We start from the raw sequence: 19,111 nt of genomic DNA, 5'->3' as shown, positions 1-19,111 counted from the left end.
CTCCTCCTACTCGACGCCGATGAGCAGCAGGGCCCCCTGCCGTCCGCCCCGGTACACGACCGTGTCGACGGCGAGGTACCCCTCGCGGACCCGGCCCTCCAGATGCTCGGTGATGGTGTCGGGAGCCTCGTCGCCGAGCACCAGGGTGACCATCTCGCCCCCGGCCGCGAGCATGCGGTCAAGGACGGTCTCGGCGGTGGCCGTGACGTCCGAGCCGATCACGGCCACGTCGCCGTCGATCAGGCCCAGTACGTCGCCGGCCTGGCAGATGCCGGCCATCGTCCAGGCCTGGCGTTCGGCGACGGTGACCTCGGCGTAGCGCGTCGCGCCGGCCGCCGAGGTCATCGACACCACGTCCTCGTCGAAGCGGCGCTCCGGCTCGTGCACGGCCAGCGCCGCGATGCCCTGGACCGCCGAGCGGGTGGGGATGAGGGCCACGCGGATGCCGTCGGTGCGAGCCTGCTCGGCCGCCGCGGCGGCGGTGTGGCGCAGCTCGGCGTCGTTGGGCAGCAGCACGACCTCGCGCGCGTGGGCCCGCCGTACGGCCTGTACGAGCTCGCCGCTCGCGGGCGGCTCCCCGGGGCGTGCGAGCACGGTGGTCGCTCCTGCCTCGGTGTACAGCCCGGCCAGGCCCTCGCCGGGCACCACGGCCACGACGGCACGCTGGGCGCGCTCGCGGACAGGCCGCTCGGCGCCGGTGGTGTGCACGTCGCCGGCGCCGAAGTGCGTGATGCGGATCCGGTAGGGCCGCCCGGCCTCGATACCGGCCTCGACGGCGGCGCCCGCGTCGTCGACATGAACATGGACGTTCCACAGCCCGTCGCCGCCGACCACGACGAGGGAGTCCCCGAGCGCGTCGAGCCGCTCCCGCAACCGCGCCACGGCCGCGTCCTCGGCCTCCAGGAGGTAGATCACCTCGAAGGCGGGACCGTCCTGGTCGCCCGCGGCGGCACTGTCGGCACACTCACCGCGCGGGGCGCCGAGGGCCGGGGCAAGCCCGTCGGCGGCTTGCACGCGCGCGTGCGGGCCCCACGAGTCCGCGTACCAGTCCTGGGAGTCCTCGGCCGGCCCTGCGAGCACACCCGATGCCGAACCGTCCGCCTGACCGGGCACCCCGGCCTCGGACACCACCGCACTCGCCGCTCCCGCGCCCACTCGCAAGGCCCCCGCCGTCACTGCCCGCGGCCTCTCCCCCGTGAACGTCTCCACCAGCGCCCCGAGCACCGCCACCAGCCCCCGCCCACCGGCGTCGACCACCCCTGCGCGTTCCAGGACGGGCAGCTGGCCCGGGGTCGCCGCCAGGGCCGCGCGCGCTCCCTCGTAGGCCACCCGGGCCACCGTCCCGCAGTCGCCCTCGGCACCGCAGGCGGCGTCGGCGGCATCGGCGGCGGCCGAGGCGACCGTGAGGACCGTGCCCTCGACGGGGTGGGCCACGGCCTGCCGGGCGGAGTCGGCCGCGTGCCGCAGGGCCAGCCGCAGGCCTTGGCCGTCGGCAAGCTCTCTCTCGCCATCGGCGTGCGCGGTCCCGGCGTCGGCCAGCACCTGGGACATGCCGCGCAGCAGCTGGGCGAGGATCGTCCCGGAGTTCCCCCGGGCACCGATGAGCGCTCCGTGGGCCATCGCCCGGGCGGCGTCGGCCAGCGTCGGCCCCTCAGGGTCCGACCGCGCCGCGTGCCCCGCGAACACGGCCTCGACCGCCGCGACGGCGGACTCCACGGTCAGATACAGATTCGTGCCGGTGTCCCCGTCCGCCACGGGATAGACGTTGATCGCGTCGATCTCCTCACGCGCCCGCCCCAGCGTCTCGAGTGCGAGACCGCACCAGGTGCGCACCGCGAGAGCATCGAAGAATGTCTGCGGCACCTGCGCCACTGCGCCTCCCTGAGCTGCTGGACGTGGCAGGCAGCGTAGACCCCGGGGCGGTGTCCACCGGAAGTGGGCCGGGAGAGGTCCCGGGCCGACCATGGTAGTTTCGTTCTACGGGCGCAGCCGTTGTATGCTGCTCCGGTTGCCCGATCCAAATCGGGCCATTCCCCTGGCAGCGCCACTCAGATCCTACGACCTGATCCCGGCATGCCGGGATCAACCGTAAGTGCATCTGAAGTCTTTGGAGTGACCCGTGGCTGCCAACTGCGACGTCTGCGGCAAGGGGCCGGGCTTCGGCAACAACATCTCGCACTCGCACCGCCGTACGTCCCGCCGCTGGAACCCGAACATCCAGCGTGTGCGTACCGTGGTGGGCGGGACGCCGAAGCGCGTGAACGCTTGCACCTCGTGCATCAAGGCCGGCAAGGTCTCGCGCTGACGCTCAGCTAGCGCGCGGCCACTGCTGGTTCGCCGTAGAGAGCCGGTCCACCTCTGGTGGACCGGCTTTTTGCCGTGTCCGGATGCTCAGGAACCGGCCCGGAACCGCCAGCCGTGATCCACCGGCCCGATGCCCCCGCCGAGGGCGAATCCGGCCGCGATCGCCCCGGTGACGTACTCCTTGGCCGCCGCCACCGCCTCCGGCACCGAGTGCCCCTTGGCGAGTTGTGACGCGATCGCGGAGGCGAGGGTGCAGCCCGTGCCGTGGGTGTGCCGGTTGTCGAGTCTCGGCGCCCGCAGCCAATGCTCCTCGGAGCCGTCCGTGAGCAGATCGACGGCGTCCCCGGACAGGTGGCCGCCCTTGATCAGCACCCACCGCGGCCCGTACCCGAGCACGGCCGCCGCGGCCCGCCGCAGCTGCTCCTCCGACTCCACGCGCACGCCCGTCAGCTGGGCCACCTCGTCGAGGTTCGGGGTGGCGACCGTCGCCACCGGAAGCAGCTTCGTACGGACGGAGTCCAGCGCCGAGGAGGCGAGCAGGGAGTCGCCGTGCTTGGAGACGCCCACCGGGTCGACGACCGCCGGGGCGTGCGCGCCCGCGATCAACTCGGCCACCGTCTCCACGAGTTCGGCGGAGGCCAGCATCCCGGTCTTGACCGCCTGGACGCCGATGTCGTCGACGACGCTGCGGTACTGGGCCCGCACCGCCTCCACGGGCAGTTCCCAAGCCCCCTGTACGCCGAGGGAGTTCTGCGCGGTCACCGCCGTGAGGACGCTCATGCCGTGCACGCCGAGCGCGAGCATCGTCTTCAGGTCGGCCTGGATGCCCGCGCCGCCGCCCGAGTCGGAGCCCGCCACCGTGAGGACGTTGGGAATCATGACTCCATGTCCCCGAAGTGGTCCCAGCCGCCCTTGCTGGTCCACGGCGCCCCGTCGACCGTCACCTGGGGCAGCGCCGACGGGTTGAGCACCTCGCCGATGACCTTCCAGCGGGCGGGCAGCTTCACGTCCGGCGGGAAGGTCGCCACGATCGCGTGGTCCTCTCCCCCGGTCAGCACCCACTGCATGGGGTCGACGCCGACGGCCTGCCCGATGTCGTTCATCTGGGAGGGGATGTCGATCGCGCCGGAGCGGATGTCGATGCGGACCTTGCTGGCCTCGGCGATATGCCCGAGGTCGGCGATCAGCCCGTCGCTCACGTCGCACATCGCGGTCGCCCCGAGCGCGGCGGCGGCCGGACCCGCGTGGTACGGCGGCTCAGGCCGCCTGTGGGCCTCCACGAAGGCGCGCGGCGAGCGGAACCCGCGCGACAGCACCGCGTACCCGGCCGCCGACCAGCCCAGCCAGCCCGTCACCGCGACGAGGTCGCCGGGCTGTGCGCCCGCCCGCGTCACCGGCTCCTGGTTGCGCAGGTCGCCGAGCGCGGTGATGGACACCACGATCGAGTCGCCGCGTACGACGTCACCGCCGACCACGGCGGCACCGGCCACCTGGCACTCGTCGCGCAGGCCGTCCATCAGCTCGCTCGGCCACGTCACCGGCAGCTCGGCCGGAACGACCAGACCGAGCAGCAGCGCGGTCGGCACGGCGCCCATGGCGGCGATGTCGGCGAGGTTCTGCGCCGCCGCCTTGCGGCCCACGTCGTAGGCCGTCGACCAGTCCCGGCGGAAGTGCCGGCCCTCGACCAGGATGTCCGTACTGGCCACGACCCTGCGGTCGGGCGCGGCCACCACGGCGGCGTCGTCGCCGGGGCCGACCCGGACCGCCGGGGTGGTGGTCAGACGGGAGGTGAGCTCCCTGATGAGCCCGAACTCACCGAGCTCACCAACAGTGCCCTTCATTGCCCTTTCTCCCCTTCTGTCCCTGTCCGTGCCCGGTCGCGAGGCCTTTCGGTCCTCGTTACGGTCGAAGTGACCGTCAAGTTCTGCCGGACCTGCACCCCGGCGCGCAAGACCCGGTCCCCGCAGGTCTCCCCGCGGCGAGCGGCGACGCGATACCGTGGCGTTCCTTTTCCCCACATGATCCTCGTGGCCGCCCTGGAGGTTCCGTGGTACAGGCGTACATCCTGATCCAGACGGAGGTCGGCAAGGCGTCGACCGTCGCCGAGACGATCAGCAAGATTCCTGGAGTCATCCAGGCCGAGGACGTCACAGGACCGTACGACGTGATCGTGCGGGCCCAGGCCGACACCGTCGACGACCTCGGCCGCATGGTGGTCGCCAAGGTCCAGCAAGTGGACGGCATCACCCGCACCCTGACCTGCCCGGTCGTCCATCTGTAGCCCCCGTCTACCCTGTGCCGGTGAACTCTTTCCGTCACCGGCACCACTGTGTGTACCGCGTTTTCTTCCGCCTGCCCGCTCTCGCGCTGTTGATCACTGCCGCGGGCTGCTCCTCAGCAGACGACAGCGCGTCGGCGGCGGTTCCCAGTCCGGACGCGAAGGTCGCGGAACTGTGCCGGAACCTGGACAAGGTACTGCCCGCGAAGGTGGACGGAGAGCGTCGTGAGGATCCCGAGCCCGCGTCGGCGCTGACGGCGGGCTGGGGCAGCCCGGCGATCATACTTCGCTGCGGTGTGCCGCAGCCGCCGAAGATGGTCGATCCGAAGGTGGCCGATGGGCATGATCCGGACGCGGTCGCCGGGGGTGTGAACGGGGTCGACTGGCTGATGGAGAAGCAGGACGACGGGGGGTACCGGTTCACCTCGGCGAACCGTGAGGTCTATGTCGAGGTGGCCGTGCCGGAGGGTGTGGACAGCTCGGGGGTCCTGATCGATCTGGCTTCCGCTGTGAAAAAGGCGATCCCCGAAGGGATCGCCTCCTGACCGCCGCGCTTTCCCCGCGCCCCTGAGTCAGCGCAGTCCTGTCGACCTGCGAAGTGCCGCCTGCACCAGGCGGTCCACCAGCTCCGGGTAGCTCACCCCGCTCGCCTGCCACATCTGCGGATACATCGAGATGGGCGTGAATCCGGGCATCGTGTTGATCTCGTTGATCACGAACTCGCCGTCCTCGGCGAGGAAGAAGTCCGCGCGGACCAGGCCCTCGCAGGACGCCGCCTCGAAGGCGTCGACCGCCAGGCGCTGCACCTCGGCCGTCTCCTCCTGCGTCAGAGGCGCCGGCACGATCCCCGGCGTCGAGTCGATGTACTTGGCCTCGAAGTCGTAGTACGCGTGCGCCTCGGGAGAGGGGATCTCGGCGGGGACGGAGGCCCGGGGGCCGTCCTCGAACTCCAGGACGCCGCACTCGATCTCGCGGCCGCGCAGCGCGGCCTCCACGAGGATCTTCGGGTCGTGCCGCTGGGCCTCGGCGATCGCCTCGTCGAGGCCGGAGAGGTCGTCGACCTTGGTGATGCCGATCGACGAACCGGCGCGCGCGGGCTTCACGAACAGCGGCCAGCCGTGCTCGCCGGCGAAGTCGACGATCTTCTTGCGGGCGGCGGACTCGTCCCGCTCCCACTCGCGCGGGCGGATGACCACGTACGGGCCGACCCGGAGCCCGAACGAGGTGAACACCCGCTTCATGTACTCCTTGTCCTGGCCCACGGCCGAGGCGAGCACGCCCGAACCGACGTACGGGACGCCGGAGAGCTCCAGGAGGCCCTGGAGGGTGCCGTCCTCGCCGTAGGGGCCGTGCAGCACCGGGAAGACCACGTCGACCTCGCCGAGCGCCTTGGGGACCGATCCCGGCTCGCTGTAGACGACTTCGCGGTTGGCGGGGTCGACGGGGAGCACCACGCCGCCCTCGGCCGACTCGGCGAGTTCCTCGACGCTGGGTGTGCGGCGTTCGGTGATCGCCATGCGTTCCGGTTCGTCGGCGGTGAGCACCCAGCGGCCTTCTCGGGTGATGCCGATCGGCAGGACGTCGTACTTCGTCCGGTCGATGGCCTTGAGGACGGCTCCGGCGGTGACCATGGAGATCCCGTGTTCGGAGCTGCGCCCCCCGAACACGACGGCCACACGCGGCTTACGAGACGGCTGCTCGGGGCTCTGGGGGAGGTTCTCGGTGCTCATATCGCGTTGAGAGTACCCGTTGGTAGGGCCGGGATACAGCGCCCGAGAACCCGCGTCGCTCAGCGTCGTTCCGGCTTCGCGCTGCGCGACATCAGCTCCTTGAGGGCCACCACCGGAGGCTTGCCCTCGTGCACGATGCCGACGACCGTCTCCGTGATGGGCATGTCGACGCCGTGCCTGCGGGCCAGATCCAGCACCGATTCGCAGGACTTGACGCCCTCGGCGGTCTGCTTGGTGACCGCGATGGTCTCCTGGAGGGTCATGCCCTTGCCGAGGTTGGTGCCGAAGGTGTGGTTGCGGGACAGCGGCGAGGAGCAGGTGGCCACCAGGTCGCCCAGGCCCGCGAGTCCGGAGAAGGTCAGCGGGTCGGCGCCGAGCGCGATGCCGAGCCGGGTGGTCTCGGCGAGGCCGCGGGTGATGAGCGAGCCCTTGGCGTTGTCGCCGAGGCCCATGCCGTCCGCGATGCCGACGGCCAGGCCGATGACGTTCTTGACCGCGCCGCCGAGTTCACAGCCGACGACGTCGGTGTTGGTGTACGGGCGGAAGTACGGCGTGTGGCAGGCGGCCTGGAGCCGCTGGGCGACGGCCTCGTCGGTGCAGGCGACCACGGCGGCGGCCGGCATCCGCGCGGCGATCTCGCGGGCCAGGTTGGGTCCGGTGACCACGGCGATGCGGTCCGGGCCGACTTTCGCGACGTCGTCGATGACCTCGCTCATCCGCATCGCGGAGCCGAGTTCGACGCCCTTCATCAGCGACACCAGGACCGTGCCGGGTGCGAGCAGCGGCGCCCAGTCGGCGAGGTTGCCGCGCAGGGTCTGCGAGGGGACCGAGAGGACCGTGAAGTCGGCGTCCGCGGCGGCTTGTGCCGGGTCCGTGGTGGCCCGCACGTTCTCCGGGAGTTCGACGCCCGGGAAGTAGTCGGGATTGGTGCGCGTGGAGTTGATCGCCTCCACGACCTCCGGGCGGCGCCCCCACAGGGTGACCTCGCACCCGGCGTCGGCGAGCACCATGCCGAAGGCCGTGCCCCACGAACCGGCGCTCAGGACCGCCGCCTTGACCGGCTTGCTCACTTGCCCAGCCCCTCTTCCTGTGCCGACTGTGCCGAAGGTGCCGACTGCACCTGCGATGCCGCCTGCTGCCCGCCCCGCTGTGTCTGCGCCTGGGTGCGGCGCCGCTGCTCGATCCGCTCCCTGCGCGGATCGTAGGGCGTCTCGGGCGCCTTCTCGCCGCGGATCTCCTCCAGCTGGCGGGTGATCGCGGCCATGATGACCTCCGTGGCCTCCTTCAGGACCTCCGCGGTCATCTCCCGGTCGTAGAACGGCGTGAGGTCCACCGGCGGTCCGGCGAGCACCTGGTGCGTCTTGCGCGGCAGAAGGTGCGGCTTCTTCGCGTACGGCGGCAGCAGTTCGTTGCAGCCCCACTGGGCGACGGGGATCACCGGGCACTTTGTCTGGAGGGCGACGCGGGCGGCCCCGGTCTTGCCGGTCATGGGCCAGCCGGCCGGGTCGCGGGTGAGGGTGCCCTCGGGATAGAAGGCGACGCATTCCCCGCGGTCCACGGCGTCGATCGCGGCCCGGAAGGCGCTCAGCGCGTCCGTGCTCTCGCGATAGACGGGGATCTGCCCGGTGCCTCGCATCGCGGCGCCGACGAATCCCTTCTTGAAAAGCCCGCTCTTCGCGAGGAATCGCGGGACGCGCCCGGTGTTGTACTGAAAGTGCGCGTAAGCGAAGGGGTCGATGTGCGAATTGTGATTCACCGCGGTGATAAATCCACCCTCGGCCGGAATGTGCTCGCTTCCGCGCCAGTCCCGCCTGAGCAGAACCACCAGCGGCGGTTTGCAGATCACCGCGGCGAAGCGGTACCAGAAGCCGATTCTGCGGCGGGGCACGCGGACACCTTCCTCTAAGGCCTGAAGCGGGGGCCACCGGGGGGCCGCACAAGTGTCGCCCCCGGCCGCCGGTCTGTCGAGAACACCGTACGCCCCGACACACCTGGCGCCGGTGGCCCCGGGTGACAATGACCGCGACAAGAGAGGGACGGAACATCTGTGCAGTGGACCTTGGTCGTACCCCTGAAGCCCCTGGCCCAGGCCAAGAGCAGGCTTGCGGACACCGCGGACGACGGGCTACGGCCGGACCTGGCGCTCGCCTTCGCCCAGGACACGGTGGCGGCCGCACTGGCCTGCCCGGCAGTGCGTGATGTGGCAGTGGTCACGGACGACGCCCGAGCCGGCCGCGAGCTGGCCGCACTGGGCGCGGCGATCATCCCCGACGAACCGGGAAGCGGCCTCAACGCCGCCCTCGCACACGCGGCGGGGGCCGTCCGGTCGGCACGTCCCGAAAGTCCGGTGGCCGCACTGAACGCCGACCTGCCGGCGCTGCGCCCGCCGGAATTGGCCCGGGTACTCGACGCCGCCGCTGAATTCCCGCGCGCATTTCTCCCGGACGCGGCCGCAATCGGTACGACTCTGCTGGCCGCCACCCCGGGACGGCAATTGTTCCCGACTTTCGGTATCGATTCCCGGGCCCGGCACCGCGCGTCCGGGGCCGTGGAACTGCCTCTCGCCGCCGTGGATTCCGTACGCCAGGACGTGGACACCGGCGACGACCTGCGCACCGCGCTGGCCCTGGGGGTCGGCCCTCATACGGCCGCGGCCGCCGCGCGGTTGCTGATACCCGGGCAGTAGGCTGCGGCCATGCAGGCGACCGCGTACACGTACGACCCCGAAAGCCGCAGCGGGCAGGTGCTCCTGGACGACGGCACCCCGGTGCCCTTCGACGCGGCGGCGTTCGACGCGGGGGGTCTCAGGCTGCTGCGCCCGGGGCAGCGGGTGCGGATCGAGGTGGAGGGCGCGAAGGAGGACCTCAGGATCACTCTGGTGACCCTCCAGACCCTCTGACCACTCCACGAACACACCGCGGGCCGGACTCCGTACGGAGTCCGGCCCGGCGCGTGAGTGCCCCAGCGCCCCTACTTCTTGCGGGCGGTGGTCTTCTTCGCGGCGGTCTTGCGCGCCGTCGACTTCTTGGCGGGCGCCTTCTTGGCGGTCGCCTTCTTCGCCGGCGCCTTCTTGGCGGTGGTCTTCTTCGCGGCGGTGGTCTTGGCCGTCGTGGTCTTCTTGGCCGGGGCCTTCTTCGCCGTGGTCTTCTTCGCGGCCGCCGTCTTGGTGGTGGCCTTCTTCGCCGGAGCCTTCTTCGCCGCGGTCTTCTTCGCGGCGGCCGTCTTGGCGGTCGCCTTCTTCGCGGCGGCCTTCTTGACCGTCGCGCCGGCGCCGCCGGTCAGGCTGCCCTTCGGGGCCTTCTTGACGGAGACCTCGCCGCCACGCGGCAGCTTCTTCGAGCCGCTGACCAGGTCCTTGAAGCCCTGGCCCGCGCGGAAGCGCGGAACGGAGGTCTTCTTGACCCGAACCCGCTCGCCCGTCTGGGGGTTACGGGCGTAGCGGGCCGGACGGTCGACCTTCTCGAAGGAGCCGAAGCCGGTGACGGAGACCCTCTCACCTGCGACGACCGCGCGGACGATGGCGTCCAGTACATGGTCGACAGCGTCGGCGGCCTGCTGTCGGCCGCCCATCTTGTCGGCAATCGCTTCTACGAGCTGCGCCTTGTTCACGTCTTCCCCTTCGGAGACATCGCCAGAACGAAAGTGTTCAAGCTTTTTCGCACGTTAGGCAGATATATACCGCAAATCAAACACGAAACGGGCTTATCACCCTTGTGCCGCAACGAACTCGACGGTGTCGTGCGGTTCAGCGTTCCTCGTCGGGGAGACGTCCCTCGTCGAGATCCGTGGTGAACCGCTCAAGCCGCCTTGCCGCGTCGGCGAGATCGTGCTTGGCCGCGGCCGTAATGACCAGCAGCTTCCGGGTCAGCGCCATCCGTACGCCCTCCGGGACTTGCAGTGCGCGCACTCTTGCGTGCGCTTCTTTGAGTTGGCCCGCGACTGCCGCATAGAGCTCGAGTTGGCCGTCGTGTTCCATGCACAGATTGTGCCATCTGGGGCGAGTTGTCGCCTGCGCAGGGGACAACTGCCGCCTCAAACGGTCTTCCGGGCGCACACGTACGTCACGGCTGTACATCTCGCGTACCCCAACAACCACCGGCATAACGTGGGAAGTTGAGTGCCCAGCTCAGGTCCGGCAGGGCCGTTCGGGTGCAGAAACGGCTGTACCCCCGATCGGGCTGATCGGGGGTACAGAGGGGGGTTGTGGTGGCCGAAAGTCGCCTTGTTCAGGGGCGGCGGATCGTGCTTCGGATCAGACCGGGAGCGTCCGCGGCTTGAACGCCGGGCGCTTGGCCTCGTACGCGGCGATGTCCGCCTCGTTCTGGAGGGTGATCGAGATGTCGTCGAGGCCGTTCAGCAGCCGCCAGCGGGCGTTCTCGTCCAGCTCGAAGGAGGCGGTGATGCCCTCCGCGCGGACCTCCCGGGCGACCAGGTCGACGATGATCTCGGCCTGCGGGTCCTTCTCGGTGAGCTCCCACAGCGCGTCCACGATCTTCTGCTCCAGAACGACCGTGAGCAGGCCGTTCTTGAGCGAGTTGCCGCGGAAGATGTCGGCGAAGCGGGAGGAGATCACGGCCTTGAAGCCGTAGTTCTGCAGCGCCCAGACGGCGTGCTCGCGGGAGGAGCCGGTGCCGAAGTCGGGGCCGGCGACCAGGACGGTCGCGCCCTTGCGTTCGGGCTGGTTCAGCACGAACGACGCGTCCTTGCGCCAGGCCTCGAACAGCCCGTCCTCGAACCCGTCCCGCGTGACCTTCTTGAGCCAGTGGGCGGGGATGATCTGGTCGGTGTCGACGTTGCTGCGGCGCAGCGGGACGGCCCGGCCGGTGTGGGTGGTGAAGGCTTCCATGGTTCTCAGACTCCAGCGGGCGTACGGGTGTCGGCGGCGGACAGGTCGGCCGGGGAGGCCAGGTGGCCCAGGACGGCGGTAGCGGCCGCGACCTGCGGCGACACCAGGTGCGTACGACCGCCCTTGCCCTGCCGGCCCTCGAAGTTGCGGTTGGAGGTGGACGCGGAGCGCTCCCCCGGGGCCAGCTGGTCGGGGTTCATGCCCAGACACATCGAACAGCCCGCGTGCCGCCACTCGGCGCCGGCGTCCTTGAAGACGACGTCCAGACCCTCGGAGACGGCCTGGAGACCCACCCGCGCGGAGCCCGGGACGACCAGCATCCGTACGCCGTCGGCGACTTTGCGGTCCTTGAGCAGCTCGGCGGCGGCGCGCAGGTCCTCGATGCGGCCGTTGGTGCAGGAGCCTACGAAGACGGTGTCCACCTTGATGGAGCGCAGCGGCTGCCCGGCCTCCAACCCCATGTATTCCAGGGCCTTTTCGGCGGCGTAGCGCTCCGATGCGTCTTCGTACGAAGCAGGGTCGGGGACGGACGCCGAAAGCGGTGCGCCCTGGCCGGGGTTGGTGCCCCAGGTGACGAACGGCGACAGTTCGGCGGCGTCGATGACGACCTCGGCGTCGAACTCGGCGTCGTCGTCCGTCCTGAGCGTCTTCCAGTACTCGACCGCGGCGTCCCAGTCCGCGCCCTCGGGAGCGTGCGGGCGGCCCTTGAGGTACGCGAAGGTGGTCTCGTCCGGGGCGATCATGCCCGCGCGGGCGCCGGCCTCGATCGACATGTTGCAGATGGTCATCCGGGCTTCCATCGAGAGCTTCTCGATGGCCTCGCCGCGGTACTCCAGGACGTAGCCCTGGCCGCCGCCGGTGCCGATCCTGGCGATGATCGCGAGGATCAGGTCCTTGGCGGTGACGCCTTCGGGCAGTTCGCCGTCGACCGTGATCGCCATGGTCTTCGGGCGGGACATCGGCAGCGTCTGGGTGGCCAGCACGTGCTCCACCTGGGAGGTACCGATGCCGAACGCCAGCGCGCCGAAGGCGCCGTGCGTGGAGGTGTGCGAGTCGCCGCAGACGACGGTGGTGCCCGGCTGGGTCAGGCCCAGCTGCGGGCCGACGACGTGCACGACGCCCTGCTCGACGTCGCCCAGCGGGTGCAGCCGCACGCCGAAGTCGGCGGCGTTCTTGCGCAGCGTCTCCAGCTGGATCCGGGACACCGGGTCCGCGATCGGCTTGTCGATGTCGAGGGTGGGGGTGTTGTGGTCCTCGGTCGCGATGGTGAGGTCGAGGCGCCGCACCTTGCGGCCGCTCTTGCGCAGGCCGTCGAAGGCCTGCGGGCTGGTCACCTCGTGCAGCAGGTGCAGATCGATGAAGAGAAGGTCGGGCTCGCCCTCCGCGCGACGGACGACATGGTCGTCCCAGACTTTCTCCGCGAGTGTCCTACCCATCGCTGTTCCCTCCGGCCGACGACGATCCGCCGACCCAACTAGAGATCTTGAAGAGGCGGGCCCGCGCCCCTGCGTTATCGGGCAACCGCCGCCAGACCCGCACGTCACGGGCCGCTGTGACTTCGTGTCTTCCAGAGTGGCGGGTTCCACGAGAATTTGAACTTGCGTTTCACAGAGTGAGACGCAAGTATCGTTTCATGGACAACAGTAGCGGCGTCGGCGTTCTGGACAAGGCGGCCCTCGTCCTGAGCGCTCTGGAGTCCGGTCCGGCCACCCTCGCGGGCCTGGTCGGCGCCACCGGACTGGCACGACCCACGGCCCACCGCCTGGCCGTGGCGCTGGAGCACCACCGCATGGTGGCGCGCGACATGCAGGGCCGTTTCATTCTCGGCCCTCGCCTGGCAGAACTGGCCGCGGCCGCGGGTGAGGACCGTCTACTCGCCACCGCGGGCCCGGTCCTCACCCACCTCCGTGACGTCACGGGCGAGAGCGCGCAGCTCTACCGCCGCCAGGGCGACATGCGCATCTGCGTCGCCGCGGCGGAGCGTCTGTCCGGACTGCGGGACACCGTCCCGGTCGGCTCGACGCTCACGATGAAGGCCGGCTCCTCGGCGCAGATCCTGCTCGCCTGGGAGGAGCCGGAGCGGCTGCACCGCGGCCTCCAGGGCGCACGCTTCACGGCGACGGCCCTGTCGGGCGTACGGCGCCGGGGCTGGGCCCAGTCGATCGGCGAGCGCGAGCCGGGGGTCGCGTCCGTCTCCGCGCCGGTGCGGGGGCCTTCCAACCGTGTGGTGGCCGCCGTGTCGGTGTCCGGGCCCATCGAGCGGTTGACGCGTCATCCTGGCCGTATGCATGCGCAGGCTGTGATCGATGCGGCGGGGCGCCTCTCCGAGGCGTTGCGGCGCACCGGCTGAACCAAGGGAGCGTGTCCGGGGAGGGTCGGCCTCAACGCCGCGGCAGGCCTTCCCCGACCAGGCGTCATCCCCGCGCCCCTGAGGTAAGCACGAGAATGGCCCCCCACCGAAGTGGAGGGCCTTCCCTGTACGTACCCCCGACCGGATTCGAACCGGCGCTACCGCCTTGAGAGGGCGGCGTGCTAGGCCGCTACACAACGGGGGCGTGGACTCTGCGTTTCCGCAGGTCCGAGCTGGTCTACCTGGACTCGAACCAAGACTAACTGAACCAGAATCAGTCGTGCTGCCAATTACACCATAGACCAATGTGGTTTAGACCAGTCAGTACCCCCGACCGGATTCGAACCGGCGCTACCGCCTTGAGAGGGCGGCGTGCTAGGCCGCTACACAACGGGGGCCCTAGCAGTCCCGAGCTGATCGTCGATCTTTCGGAACCAGTACCCCCGACCGGATTCGAACCGGCGCTACTGCCTTGAGAGGGCAGCGTGCTAGGCCGCTACACAACGGGGGCTTGCGGATCGGAATCCGCTGGTGCAGATGAGCTCTGCGAGCTGGCCTACCTGGACTCGAACCAAGACTAACTGAACCAGAATCAGTCGTGCTGCCAATTACACCATAGGCCACTGGAACGCAAGCCCCTGGGGGGATCTTGTTCTAGTAGTGCGCCTGGGGGTTCCTGCCTTCCGGCCCGCTCCCCGCGGCGCAGGAAGAACATTACCCGAAGGTGGACGGGGCTCCAAAACGAGTATCCCCGCCCAGCAGGGACGGCAGTTCGGCGAGGGAGGCGATGCGGTGCGGCCCGACGGGCGGGTCGATCGTGGCGTACGCACCCCCGCGGTCGATCCACACCGACAGCAGCCCGGCGTCGGCGGCACCCCGCCCGTCGATCTCCGGGTGGTCGCCGACGTAGGCGACCTGGTGCGGCGGCAGGCCGAGGGAGGCGCAGGCCGCGAGGAACGCCCCGGCCTCGGGTTTGGAGACGCCGAGCTCGGCCGCGCACAGGATGCTCTCGAAGCGGTGGTGGACGCCGAGGGCGCGCAGCTTGCGGTCCTGGACGTGGATGCTGGAGTTGGACAGCACGGCGTGCCGGTGGCTGGCGGCGAGGGCGTCGAGGACGGGCAGGACGTCCGGGAAGAGGGCCCAGGCCGCCTCGTAGTGGGCGCGATACCGCTTGAACCACGCGTCGGCCTCGGCATCGGTGAGGTCCTGGCCGAGGAACATCCGTACGCGGTCGCGCCGCTGGTCCTCGAAGGTGGCCTCACCGGCCGCGAAGCGCGCCCATTGCAGGTCGGTGATCTCCCGCCAGCGGGTGATGGCCTGCTCGACGGTGCCGTAGTCGTCGAGCAGGCCCTCGGCCGTCAGGTGGGCGCGCATGCCGAGGCGGTCGGCGGTGGTGTAGTCGAAGAGGGTGTCGTCGACGTCCCAGACCACGGCGCGGATGCTCATGATCCGACGGTAACCGCGGCGTACCAGCCTGTCGCCTGTACAGATCGTGACGAAGGTTACGCGGTCCCGTGGAACATCACTTGAGATCCTCGGCCTCCTCCCTTGTGGAGTAGCCGAGCAGGCCGGCACAGCGCGAGCTTCCGTCGATCTTCGACACAGAGAACATCCCGGTAGACGCCGAGCAGCCCATGCTCACCATGCGCGCGGCCGCCCGATTGCGCCACAACGCGCTTGCGGCACCGCCCCATGCTCGCGATCCGACGGCTGCGCCAGAACCGGGCACTCAAGCACTGGCCACTGTGTCCAGCGCTGACGGGGTTGCTGCGCCCGGGAACCGTGGCCGGGTGGTGGCACGACCAAGCGGACAACCTTCACAGGGCCCGGCCGCAGCGGGCCCCATCCTGGATCACCCCTGCGGGCCTCGACCTGATCCGCCAGGTGTTGAGGCACACCGCCCTATGAGCAGGCGGATCCACGGCGCTACAAACCACTGCTGGCCGAGGCGATGCGCGGCATCGTGCCGACGGCGATCCTGGGCCGGGCCACCAAGGGCGAATTCGGTCAGGACCTGCGCCAGGGACTCGCCGGCAACCTGCCCGCGATCCTGAACTTCTTCGCCGACTCCGCTCTGGCCCGGCGCGGGCTCATCGACGTCGACACGCTGCGCAACCGCCTCCTGGCTCCCCAGCGCGACCTCACCACGGTCTTCGCATTGGAAGCCCTGCTCGCTGCGAACTCTGGCTGCGCACTGGCGTCCGACCCGCCCTCAGCCCAGGGAACACGATGCCCCTGCTCCTGCACCCTGACGTAGTCACCACCGAAACCGACGACGGCACCGTCCTGTTGCACCTGCGCACCGGCCGCTACCGGCAACTCAACACCACCGGCACGGGCGTGCTGCGGCTGCTGCTCGATGGCAGCGCGCCCGATTCCGCCCGAGCAGGCCGGACAGGACGTGCAAGCCATCCTCGCCCAGTTGAGTTCGGCGGGCCTGGTGGTGTCGGTCAGCCTGCGCTGCGCCGGGCAGCACTGTCTGCAACGCTCCATCGCCACCGCTCTGCTCTGCCGGTTCCGGGGTGTGTGGCCGACCTGGTGCACAGGCGTGCGCACCCAGCCCTTCGCCGCCCACGCCTGGGTCGAAGCCGAAGATCTGACCATCGGCCCAGCACCCCGCAAGCACCCCGATCACTGAGCTCGGTGTTCGTGAAGGGTGAACCGGAACGTCCCCAACGGGGTCGACACGGCGCTCCGAGTTGGTGATGTTCCGATCGGTACCCGTGTGGTTTTCGAGGCCACCTGGCAAGGGGCGACAGCCGTAGCGGCTGCCGCCCCTTGCCCAGGGACGAGTCAGGCCGTCAGCCGCGCCAGCGCCGCGTCGATCCGGGCCAGGGTCTTCTCCTTGCCCAGGACCTCCAGCGACTCGAACAGCGGCAGGCCGACCGTGCGGCCGGTGACGGCGACGCGGACGGGGGCTTGGGCCTTGCCGAGCTTGAGGCCGTGGGCCTCGCCGGCGGCCAGGACTGCCTCCTTCAGGGAGTCCGCCGAGGTCCAGTCGGCCGCCTCCAGCTTCTCGCGGGCGGTGCGCAGGAGGGCGTCCGAGCCTTCCTTCATGGCCTTCGTCCAGCTGGCCTCGTCCTCCACCGGCTCCGGCAGGAACAGGAAGTCGACGTTGTCGGTGATCTCGGAGAGCACCTTGAGGCGGGTCTGGGCGTGCGGGGCGATGGCCTGCCACCTGGCCTCGTCGAAGGCCTCCGGGGCCCAGGGGGCGAACGGCGCCTGGAGCCACGGGCGGCAGCGCTCGGTGAAGTCCTTCACGTCGAGCATGCGGATGTGGTCGCCGTTGATGGCCTCGCACTTCTTCAGGTCGAAGCGGGCCGGGTTGGGGTTGACGTCCGCGATGTCGAAGGCCGCGACCATCTCGTCCATCGTGAAGACGTCCTGGTCGGCCGAGAGGGACCAGCCGAGCAGCGAGAGGTAGTTGAGCAGGCCCTCGGGGAGGAAGCCGCGCTCGCGGTAGAGGTTGAGCGACGACTGCGGGTCGCGCTTGGAGAGCTTCTTGTTGCCCTCGCCCATGACGTACGGCAGGTGCCCGAAGGACGGGATCTGCTTGGCGATGCCCAGCTCGATCAGCGCCTTGTACAGGGCGATCTGGCGCGGGGTGGAGGAGAGCAGGTCCTCGCCGCGCAGGACGTGGGTGATCTCCATCAGGGCATCGTCGACCGGGTTGACCAGCGTGTAGAGCGGGGCGCCGTTGGCGCGGACGATGCCGTAGTCCGGGACGTTCTCCGGGGTGAAGGTCAGCTCGCCGCGGACCAGGTCGGTGAAGGTGATCGTCTCGTCGGGCATGCGGAAGCGGACGATCGGCTCGCGCCCCTGGGCCGTGTACTCCTCGACCTGCGCGTCGGTCAGCTCGCGGCAGTGGCCGTCGTAGCCGGAGGGCTCGCCGGCGGCCCGGGCGGCCTCGCGGCGGGTGTCCAGCTCCTCCTGGGAGCAGTAGCAGTGGTAGGCGTGCCCGGCGTCCAGGAGCTTGGCCGCGACGTCCTTGTACAGGTCCATGCGCTGCGACTGGCGGTACGGCGCGTGCGGGCCGCCGACCTCGGGGCCCTCGTCCCAGTCGAAGCCCAGCCAGCGCATCGAGTCGAGCAGCTGGGTGTACGACTCCTTCGAGTCGCGGGCCGCGTCGGTGTCCTCGATACGGAAGACCAGGGTGCCCTGGTGGTGCTTGGCGAACGCCCAGTTGAACAGGGCGGTGCGCACCAGGCCCACGTGGGGGTTACCGGTGGGCGACGGACAGAAACGGACGCGTACGGGAGAGCCGGGTGCGCTAGCCACGCTTGACAACCTTGTTGGTGAGAGTGCCGATGCCTTCGATGGTGACGGCGACCTCGTCGCCGACGTTGAGGGGGCCGACCCCAGCCGGGGTGCCCGTGAGGATCACGTCGCCGGGGAGCAGCGTCATGGCCTCGGAGATGTTGACGATCAGGTCCTCGATGGAGTGGATCATCTCGCTCGTGCGGCCCAGCTGGCGCTGCTGGCCGTTGACCGTGAGCTGGATGGTCAGGTCGCCCGGGTCCAGGTCCGTCTCCACCCAGGGGCCGAGCGGGCAGGAGGTGTCGAAGCCCTTGGCCCGCGCCCACTGCTTCTCGCGCTTTTGGACGTCGCGGGCGGTGACGTCGTTGGCGCAGGTGTAACCGAAGATCACGTCCTTGACGCGCTCGCGCGGGACCTCGCGGCACATCCGGCCGATGACCACGGCCAGCTCGGCCTCGTGGTGCACCTCCGCCGAGAAGGAGGGGTACTGGATCTCGTCACCGGGGCCGATCACCGAGGTCGACGGCTTGAAGAAGGCGAAGGGGGCGTCGGGTACCTCGTTGCCCAGTTCCTTCGCGTGCTCGGCGTAGTTGCGGCCGAAGGCCACGACCTTGTTGGGGAGCACCGGCGGCAGCAGCCTGACCTTGCCGACCGGCACCTTCGTGCCGGAGAGCTCGTAGTCCGCGAACGGGATGCCCTTGATGATGTCCAGGACGAGCTCGTCCTGCTTCTCGCCCTCGATGGCGCCGAAGGCGACGTTCCCGTCGATGGAGAATCTGGCGATACGCACGGGATGCTTGGCCCCTTGACTGAAGCGGCTGGAGTCTGACGCTCCAGGCTAACGCGGGGAAGGGTCCGCGCCGTGCGCATGACGAAGGGGCGCCTCCGTCGCCGGGGCGCCCCTTCGATGTCCGTGTCCCGCCGCCGTGAGCATTCGGCGGCCGGTGCGCGTACTACCTGGTGTCACTCCGCGGCAGCGGCGGCCGCGACGGGGACCTCGGTGAGGATGGTGCGCTTGGGGTTGGCAGTCTGGGTGGGGAGTTCGACGCGGTGCTCCGGCTGCTCCGGCGTCTGCAGTTCGTCGGCGTCGTCCAGGTGCGCCAGCGTCGTGCGTCGCGGGTTGGCGATCTTGTGGAACATCGTCGTCGTCTTCACTGTTTACTTGACCCTGTTCTGTGACGGGCGCCGGGAGGGCGCGCAGGCCCCTCGCACGGGCGCGGGTTGTCGGTTTTGCCATCTCTGTAAAGCGTCAGGCTAGACAGGGATTCCCGGCGCAATCGCGGGGAGATCAGGATCAGCATGTGAGTTTCCTCACGAATCAGTGGGCGAATCGGTCAATCCGGGCT

20 protein-coding genes, 5 tRNA genes and 2 pseudogenes are annotated in these 19,111 nt (G+C 70.0%); 8 read left to right on the top strand and 19 right to left on the bottom strand.

Translation table 11 applies throughout. The features are described 5' to 3' along the window. Positions 1 to 6: 6 nt before the first annotated feature. Positions 7 to 1,872: a DAK2 domain-containing protein gene (locus tag ACIBNA_RS19890; protein WP_399166477.1), complete on the bottom strand. Its 1,866-nt coding sequence runs from the start codon at positions 1,870 to 1,872 to the stop codon at positions 7 to 9. 247 nt (positions 1,873 to 2,119) lie between these two features. On the opposite strand from ACIBNA_RS19890, the gene rpmB reads away from it, so the two are divergent. Beyond that, the gene (gene rpmB / locus ACIBNA_RS19885; protein WP_003993230.1) at positions 2,120 to 2,305 is read left to right on the top strand and encodes a 50S ribosomal protein L28; all 186 of its coding nucleotides are present in this window, start codon (positions 2,120 to 2,122) and stop codon (positions 2,303 to 2,305) included. Between the two features lie 86 nt (positions 2,306 to 2,391). On the opposite strand, the gene thiD is transcribed toward rpmB, so the two are convergent. Then, the gene (thiD, locus tag ACIBNA_RS19880; protein ID WP_399166476.1) at positions 2,392 to 3,183 is read right to left on the bottom strand and encodes a bifunctional hydroxymethylpyrimidine kinase/phosphomethylpyrimidine kinase; all 792 of its coding nucleotides are present in this window, start codon (positions 3,181 to 3,183) and stop codon (positions 2,392 to 2,394) included. Next, positions 3,180 to 4,145 (bottom strand): thiamine-phosphate kinase, encoded by a 966-nt coding sequence (locus tag ACIBNA_RS19875; RefSeq protein WP_399166475.1) that lies wholly within the window; start codon positions 4,143 to 4,145, stop codon positions 3,180 to 3,182. The genes thiD and ACIBNA_RS19875 overlap by 4 nt, the downstream gene beginning before the upstream one ends. A gap of 206 nt (positions 4,146 to 4,351) precedes the next feature. Here ACIBNA_RS19875 and ACIBNA_RS19870 point away from each other — a divergent pair, with 206 nt between their 5' ends. Beyond that, positions 4,352 to 4,585 carry an Lrp/AsnC family transcriptional regulator gene (locus tag ACIBNA_RS19870; RefSeq protein ID WP_003997603.1) on the top strand — a complete coding sequence of 78 codons (234 nt, stop codon included), beginning with the start codon at positions 4,352 to 4,354 and terminating at the stop codon, positions 4,583 to 4,585. A 20-nt stretch (positions 4,586 to 4,605) separates the two neighbouring features. Beyond that, on the top strand, positions 4,606 to 5,127 hold the full coding sequence (locus ACIBNA_RS19865) for a DUF3515 domain-containing protein (RefSeq protein ID WP_399166493.1): 522 nt from the start codon (positions 4,606 to 4,608) through the stop codon (positions 5,125 to 5,127). A 27-nt stretch (positions 5,128 to 5,154) separates the two neighbouring features. On the opposite strand, the gene ACIBNA_RS19860 is transcribed toward ACIBNA_RS19865, so the two are convergent. The 3 genes from ACIBNA_RS19860 to ACIBNA_RS19850 are packed head-to-tail and all read right to left on the bottom strand — an operon-like array spanning position 5,155 to position 8,200. Continuing rightward, positions 5,155 to 6,312 carry a D-alanine--D-alanine ligase family protein gene (locus ACIBNA_RS19860; RefSeq protein WP_274819977.1) on the bottom strand — a complete coding sequence of 386 codons (1,158 nt, stop codon included), beginning with the start codon at positions 6,310 to 6,312 and terminating at the stop codon, positions 5,155 to 5,157. A 59-nt stretch (positions 6,313 to 6,371) separates the two neighbouring features. After that, positions 6,372 to 7,382 (bottom strand): NAD(P)H-dependent glycerol-3-phosphate dehydrogenase, encoded by a 1,011-nt coding sequence (locus ACIBNA_RS19855; RefSeq protein WP_274819975.1) that lies wholly within the window; start codon positions 7,380 to 7,382, stop codon positions 6,372 to 6,374. After that, on the bottom strand, positions 7,379 to 8,200 hold the full coding sequence (locus ACIBNA_RS19850) for a lysophospholipid acyltransferase family protein (protein ID WP_399166474.1): 822 nt from the start codon (positions 8,198 to 8,200) through the stop codon (positions 7,379 to 7,381). The genes ACIBNA_RS19855 and ACIBNA_RS19850 overlap by 4 nt, the downstream gene beginning before the upstream one ends. Before the next feature lie 159 nt (positions 8,201 to 8,359). Between ACIBNA_RS19850 and cofC the strand changes: the two genes are divergently transcribed. Next, on the top strand, positions 8,360 to 8,998 hold the full coding sequence (gene cofC, locus ACIBNA_RS19845) for a 2-phospho-L-lactate guanylyltransferase (protein WP_399166473.1): 639 nt from the start codon (positions 8,360 to 8,362) through the stop codon (positions 8,996 to 8,998). Positions 8,999 to 9,007: 9 nt separating this feature from the next. Then, a complete protein-coding gene (locus ACIBNA_RS19840) occupies positions 9,008 to 9,211 on the top strand; it encodes a hypothetical protein (RefSeq protein ID WP_010044574.1) in 204 nt (67 codons plus the stop codon). A gap of 71 nt (positions 9,212 to 9,282) precedes the next feature. Here the strand turns inward: ACIBNA_RS19840 and ACIBNA_RS19835 are convergent, their stop codons facing one another. The 4 genes from ACIBNA_RS19835 to leuC form a co-directional block, all read right to left on the bottom strand. After that, positions 9,283 to 9,921 carry an HU family DNA-binding protein gene (locus tag ACIBNA_RS19835; protein ID WP_399166472.1) on the bottom strand — a complete coding sequence of 213 codons (639 nt, stop codon included), beginning with the start codon at positions 9,919 to 9,921 and terminating at the stop codon, positions 9,283 to 9,285. Positions 9,922 to 10,057: 136 nt separating this feature from the next. Further along, entirely contained in the window at positions 10,058 to 10,288 is a 231-nt protein-coding gene (locus ACIBNA_RS19830; protein ID WP_399166471.1) for a hypothetical protein, read from the bottom strand. 276 nt (positions 10,289 to 10,564) lie between these two features. Next, positions 10,565 to 11,158 (bottom strand): 3-isopropylmalate dehydratase small subunit, encoded by a 594-nt coding sequence (gene leuD, locus ACIBNA_RS19825; protein WP_399166470.1) that lies wholly within the window; start codon positions 11,156 to 11,158, stop codon positions 10,565 to 10,567. Between the two features lie 5 nt (positions 11,159 to 11,163). Further along, entirely contained in the window at positions 11,164 to 12,594 is a 1,431-nt protein-coding gene (gene leuC / locus ACIBNA_RS19820; protein WP_399166469.1) for a 3-isopropylmalate dehydratase large subunit, read from the bottom strand. 197 nt (positions 12,595 to 12,791) lie between these two features. Here leuC and ndgR point away from each other — a divergent pair, with 197 nt between their 5' ends. Next, positions 12,792 to 13,508, top strand: a complete 717-nt coding sequence (ndgR, locus tag ACIBNA_RS19815; protein WP_010044585.1) for an IclR family transcriptional regulator NdgR — start codon at positions 12,792 to 12,794, stop codon at positions 13,506 to 13,508. A gap of 132 nt (positions 13,509 to 13,640) precedes the next feature. Here ndgR and ACIBNA_RS19810 read toward each other — a convergent pair. From ACIBNA_RS19810 to ACIBNA_RS19785, 6 genes are all read right to left on the bottom strand, one after another. Continuing rightward, positions 13,641 to 13,713: transfer RNA gene (locus ACIBNA_RS19810), tRNA-Glu, on the bottom strand. A 28-nt stretch (positions 13,714 to 13,741) separates the two neighbouring features. Beyond that, positions 13,742 to 13,813: transfer RNA gene (locus ACIBNA_RS19805), tRNA-Gln, on the bottom strand. Between the two features lie 20 nt (positions 13,814 to 13,833). Beyond that, a tRNA-Glu gene (locus ACIBNA_RS19800) sits at positions 13,834 to 13,906 on the bottom strand. A gap of 40 nt (positions 13,907 to 13,946) precedes the next feature. Then, positions 13,947 to 14,019 (bottom strand) — tRNA-Glu (locus tag ACIBNA_RS19795). A 40-nt stretch (positions 14,020 to 14,059) separates the two neighbouring features. Continuing rightward, a tRNA-Gln gene (locus tag ACIBNA_RS19790) sits at positions 14,060 to 14,131 on the bottom strand. A 91-nt stretch (positions 14,132 to 14,222) separates the two neighbouring features. Then, positions 14,223 to 14,954: an HAD family hydrolase gene (locus ACIBNA_RS19785; protein WP_399166468.1), complete on the bottom strand. Its 732-nt coding sequence runs from the start codon at positions 14,952 to 14,954 to the stop codon at positions 14,223 to 14,225. A 463-nt stretch (positions 14,955 to 15,417) separates the two neighbouring features. Between ACIBNA_RS19785 and ACIBNA_RS19780 the strand changes: the two are divergent. Continuing rightward, positions 15,418 to 15,765 (top strand): annotated as a pseudogene (locus ACIBNA_RS19780) (asparagine synthase-related protein); the annotation flags it as partial. A gap of 78 nt (positions 15,766 to 15,843) precedes the next feature. After that, positions 15,844 to 16,146 (top strand): annotated as a pseudogene (locus ACIBNA_RS19775) (lasso peptide biosynthesis B2 protein); the annotation flags it as partial. A gap of 155 nt (positions 16,147 to 16,301) precedes the next feature. On the opposite strand, the gene gltX reads toward ACIBNA_RS19775, so the two are convergent. The 3 genes from gltX to ACIBNA_RS19760 form a co-directional block, all read right to left on the bottom strand. After that, entirely contained in the window at positions 16,302 to 17,786 is a 1,485-nt protein-coding gene (gene gltX / locus ACIBNA_RS19770) for a glutamate--tRNA ligase (protein ID WP_399166467.1), read from the bottom strand. Further along, on the bottom strand, positions 17,779 to 18,555 hold the full coding sequence (locus ACIBNA_RS19765; protein WP_399166466.1) for a fumarylacetoacetate hydrolase family protein: 777 nt from the start codon (positions 18,553 to 18,555) through the stop codon (positions 17,779 to 17,781). The genes gltX and ACIBNA_RS19765 overlap by 8 nt, the downstream gene beginning before the upstream one ends. A 173-nt stretch (positions 18,556 to 18,728) precedes the next feature. Next, positions 18,729 to 18,920 carry a hypothetical protein gene (locus ACIBNA_RS19760; protein WP_020270047.1) on the bottom strand — a complete coding sequence of 64 codons (192 nt, stop codon included), beginning with the start codon at positions 18,918 to 18,920 and terminating at the stop codon, positions 18,729 to 18,731. Between the last annotated feature and the right edge of the window lie 191 nt (positions 18,921 to 19,111).

This window comes from Streptomyces sp. NPDC050164 (assembly GCF_044459945.1).
In the GTDB taxonomy this organism is placed as follows: domain Bacteria; phylum Actinomycetota; class Actinomycetes; order Streptomycetales; family Streptomycetaceae; genus Streptomyces; species Streptomyces coeruleorubidus_A.
The sequence above is the reverse complement of the archived record's forward strand: the minus strand, read 5'-3'. Positions and strand labels throughout refer to the sequence as shown.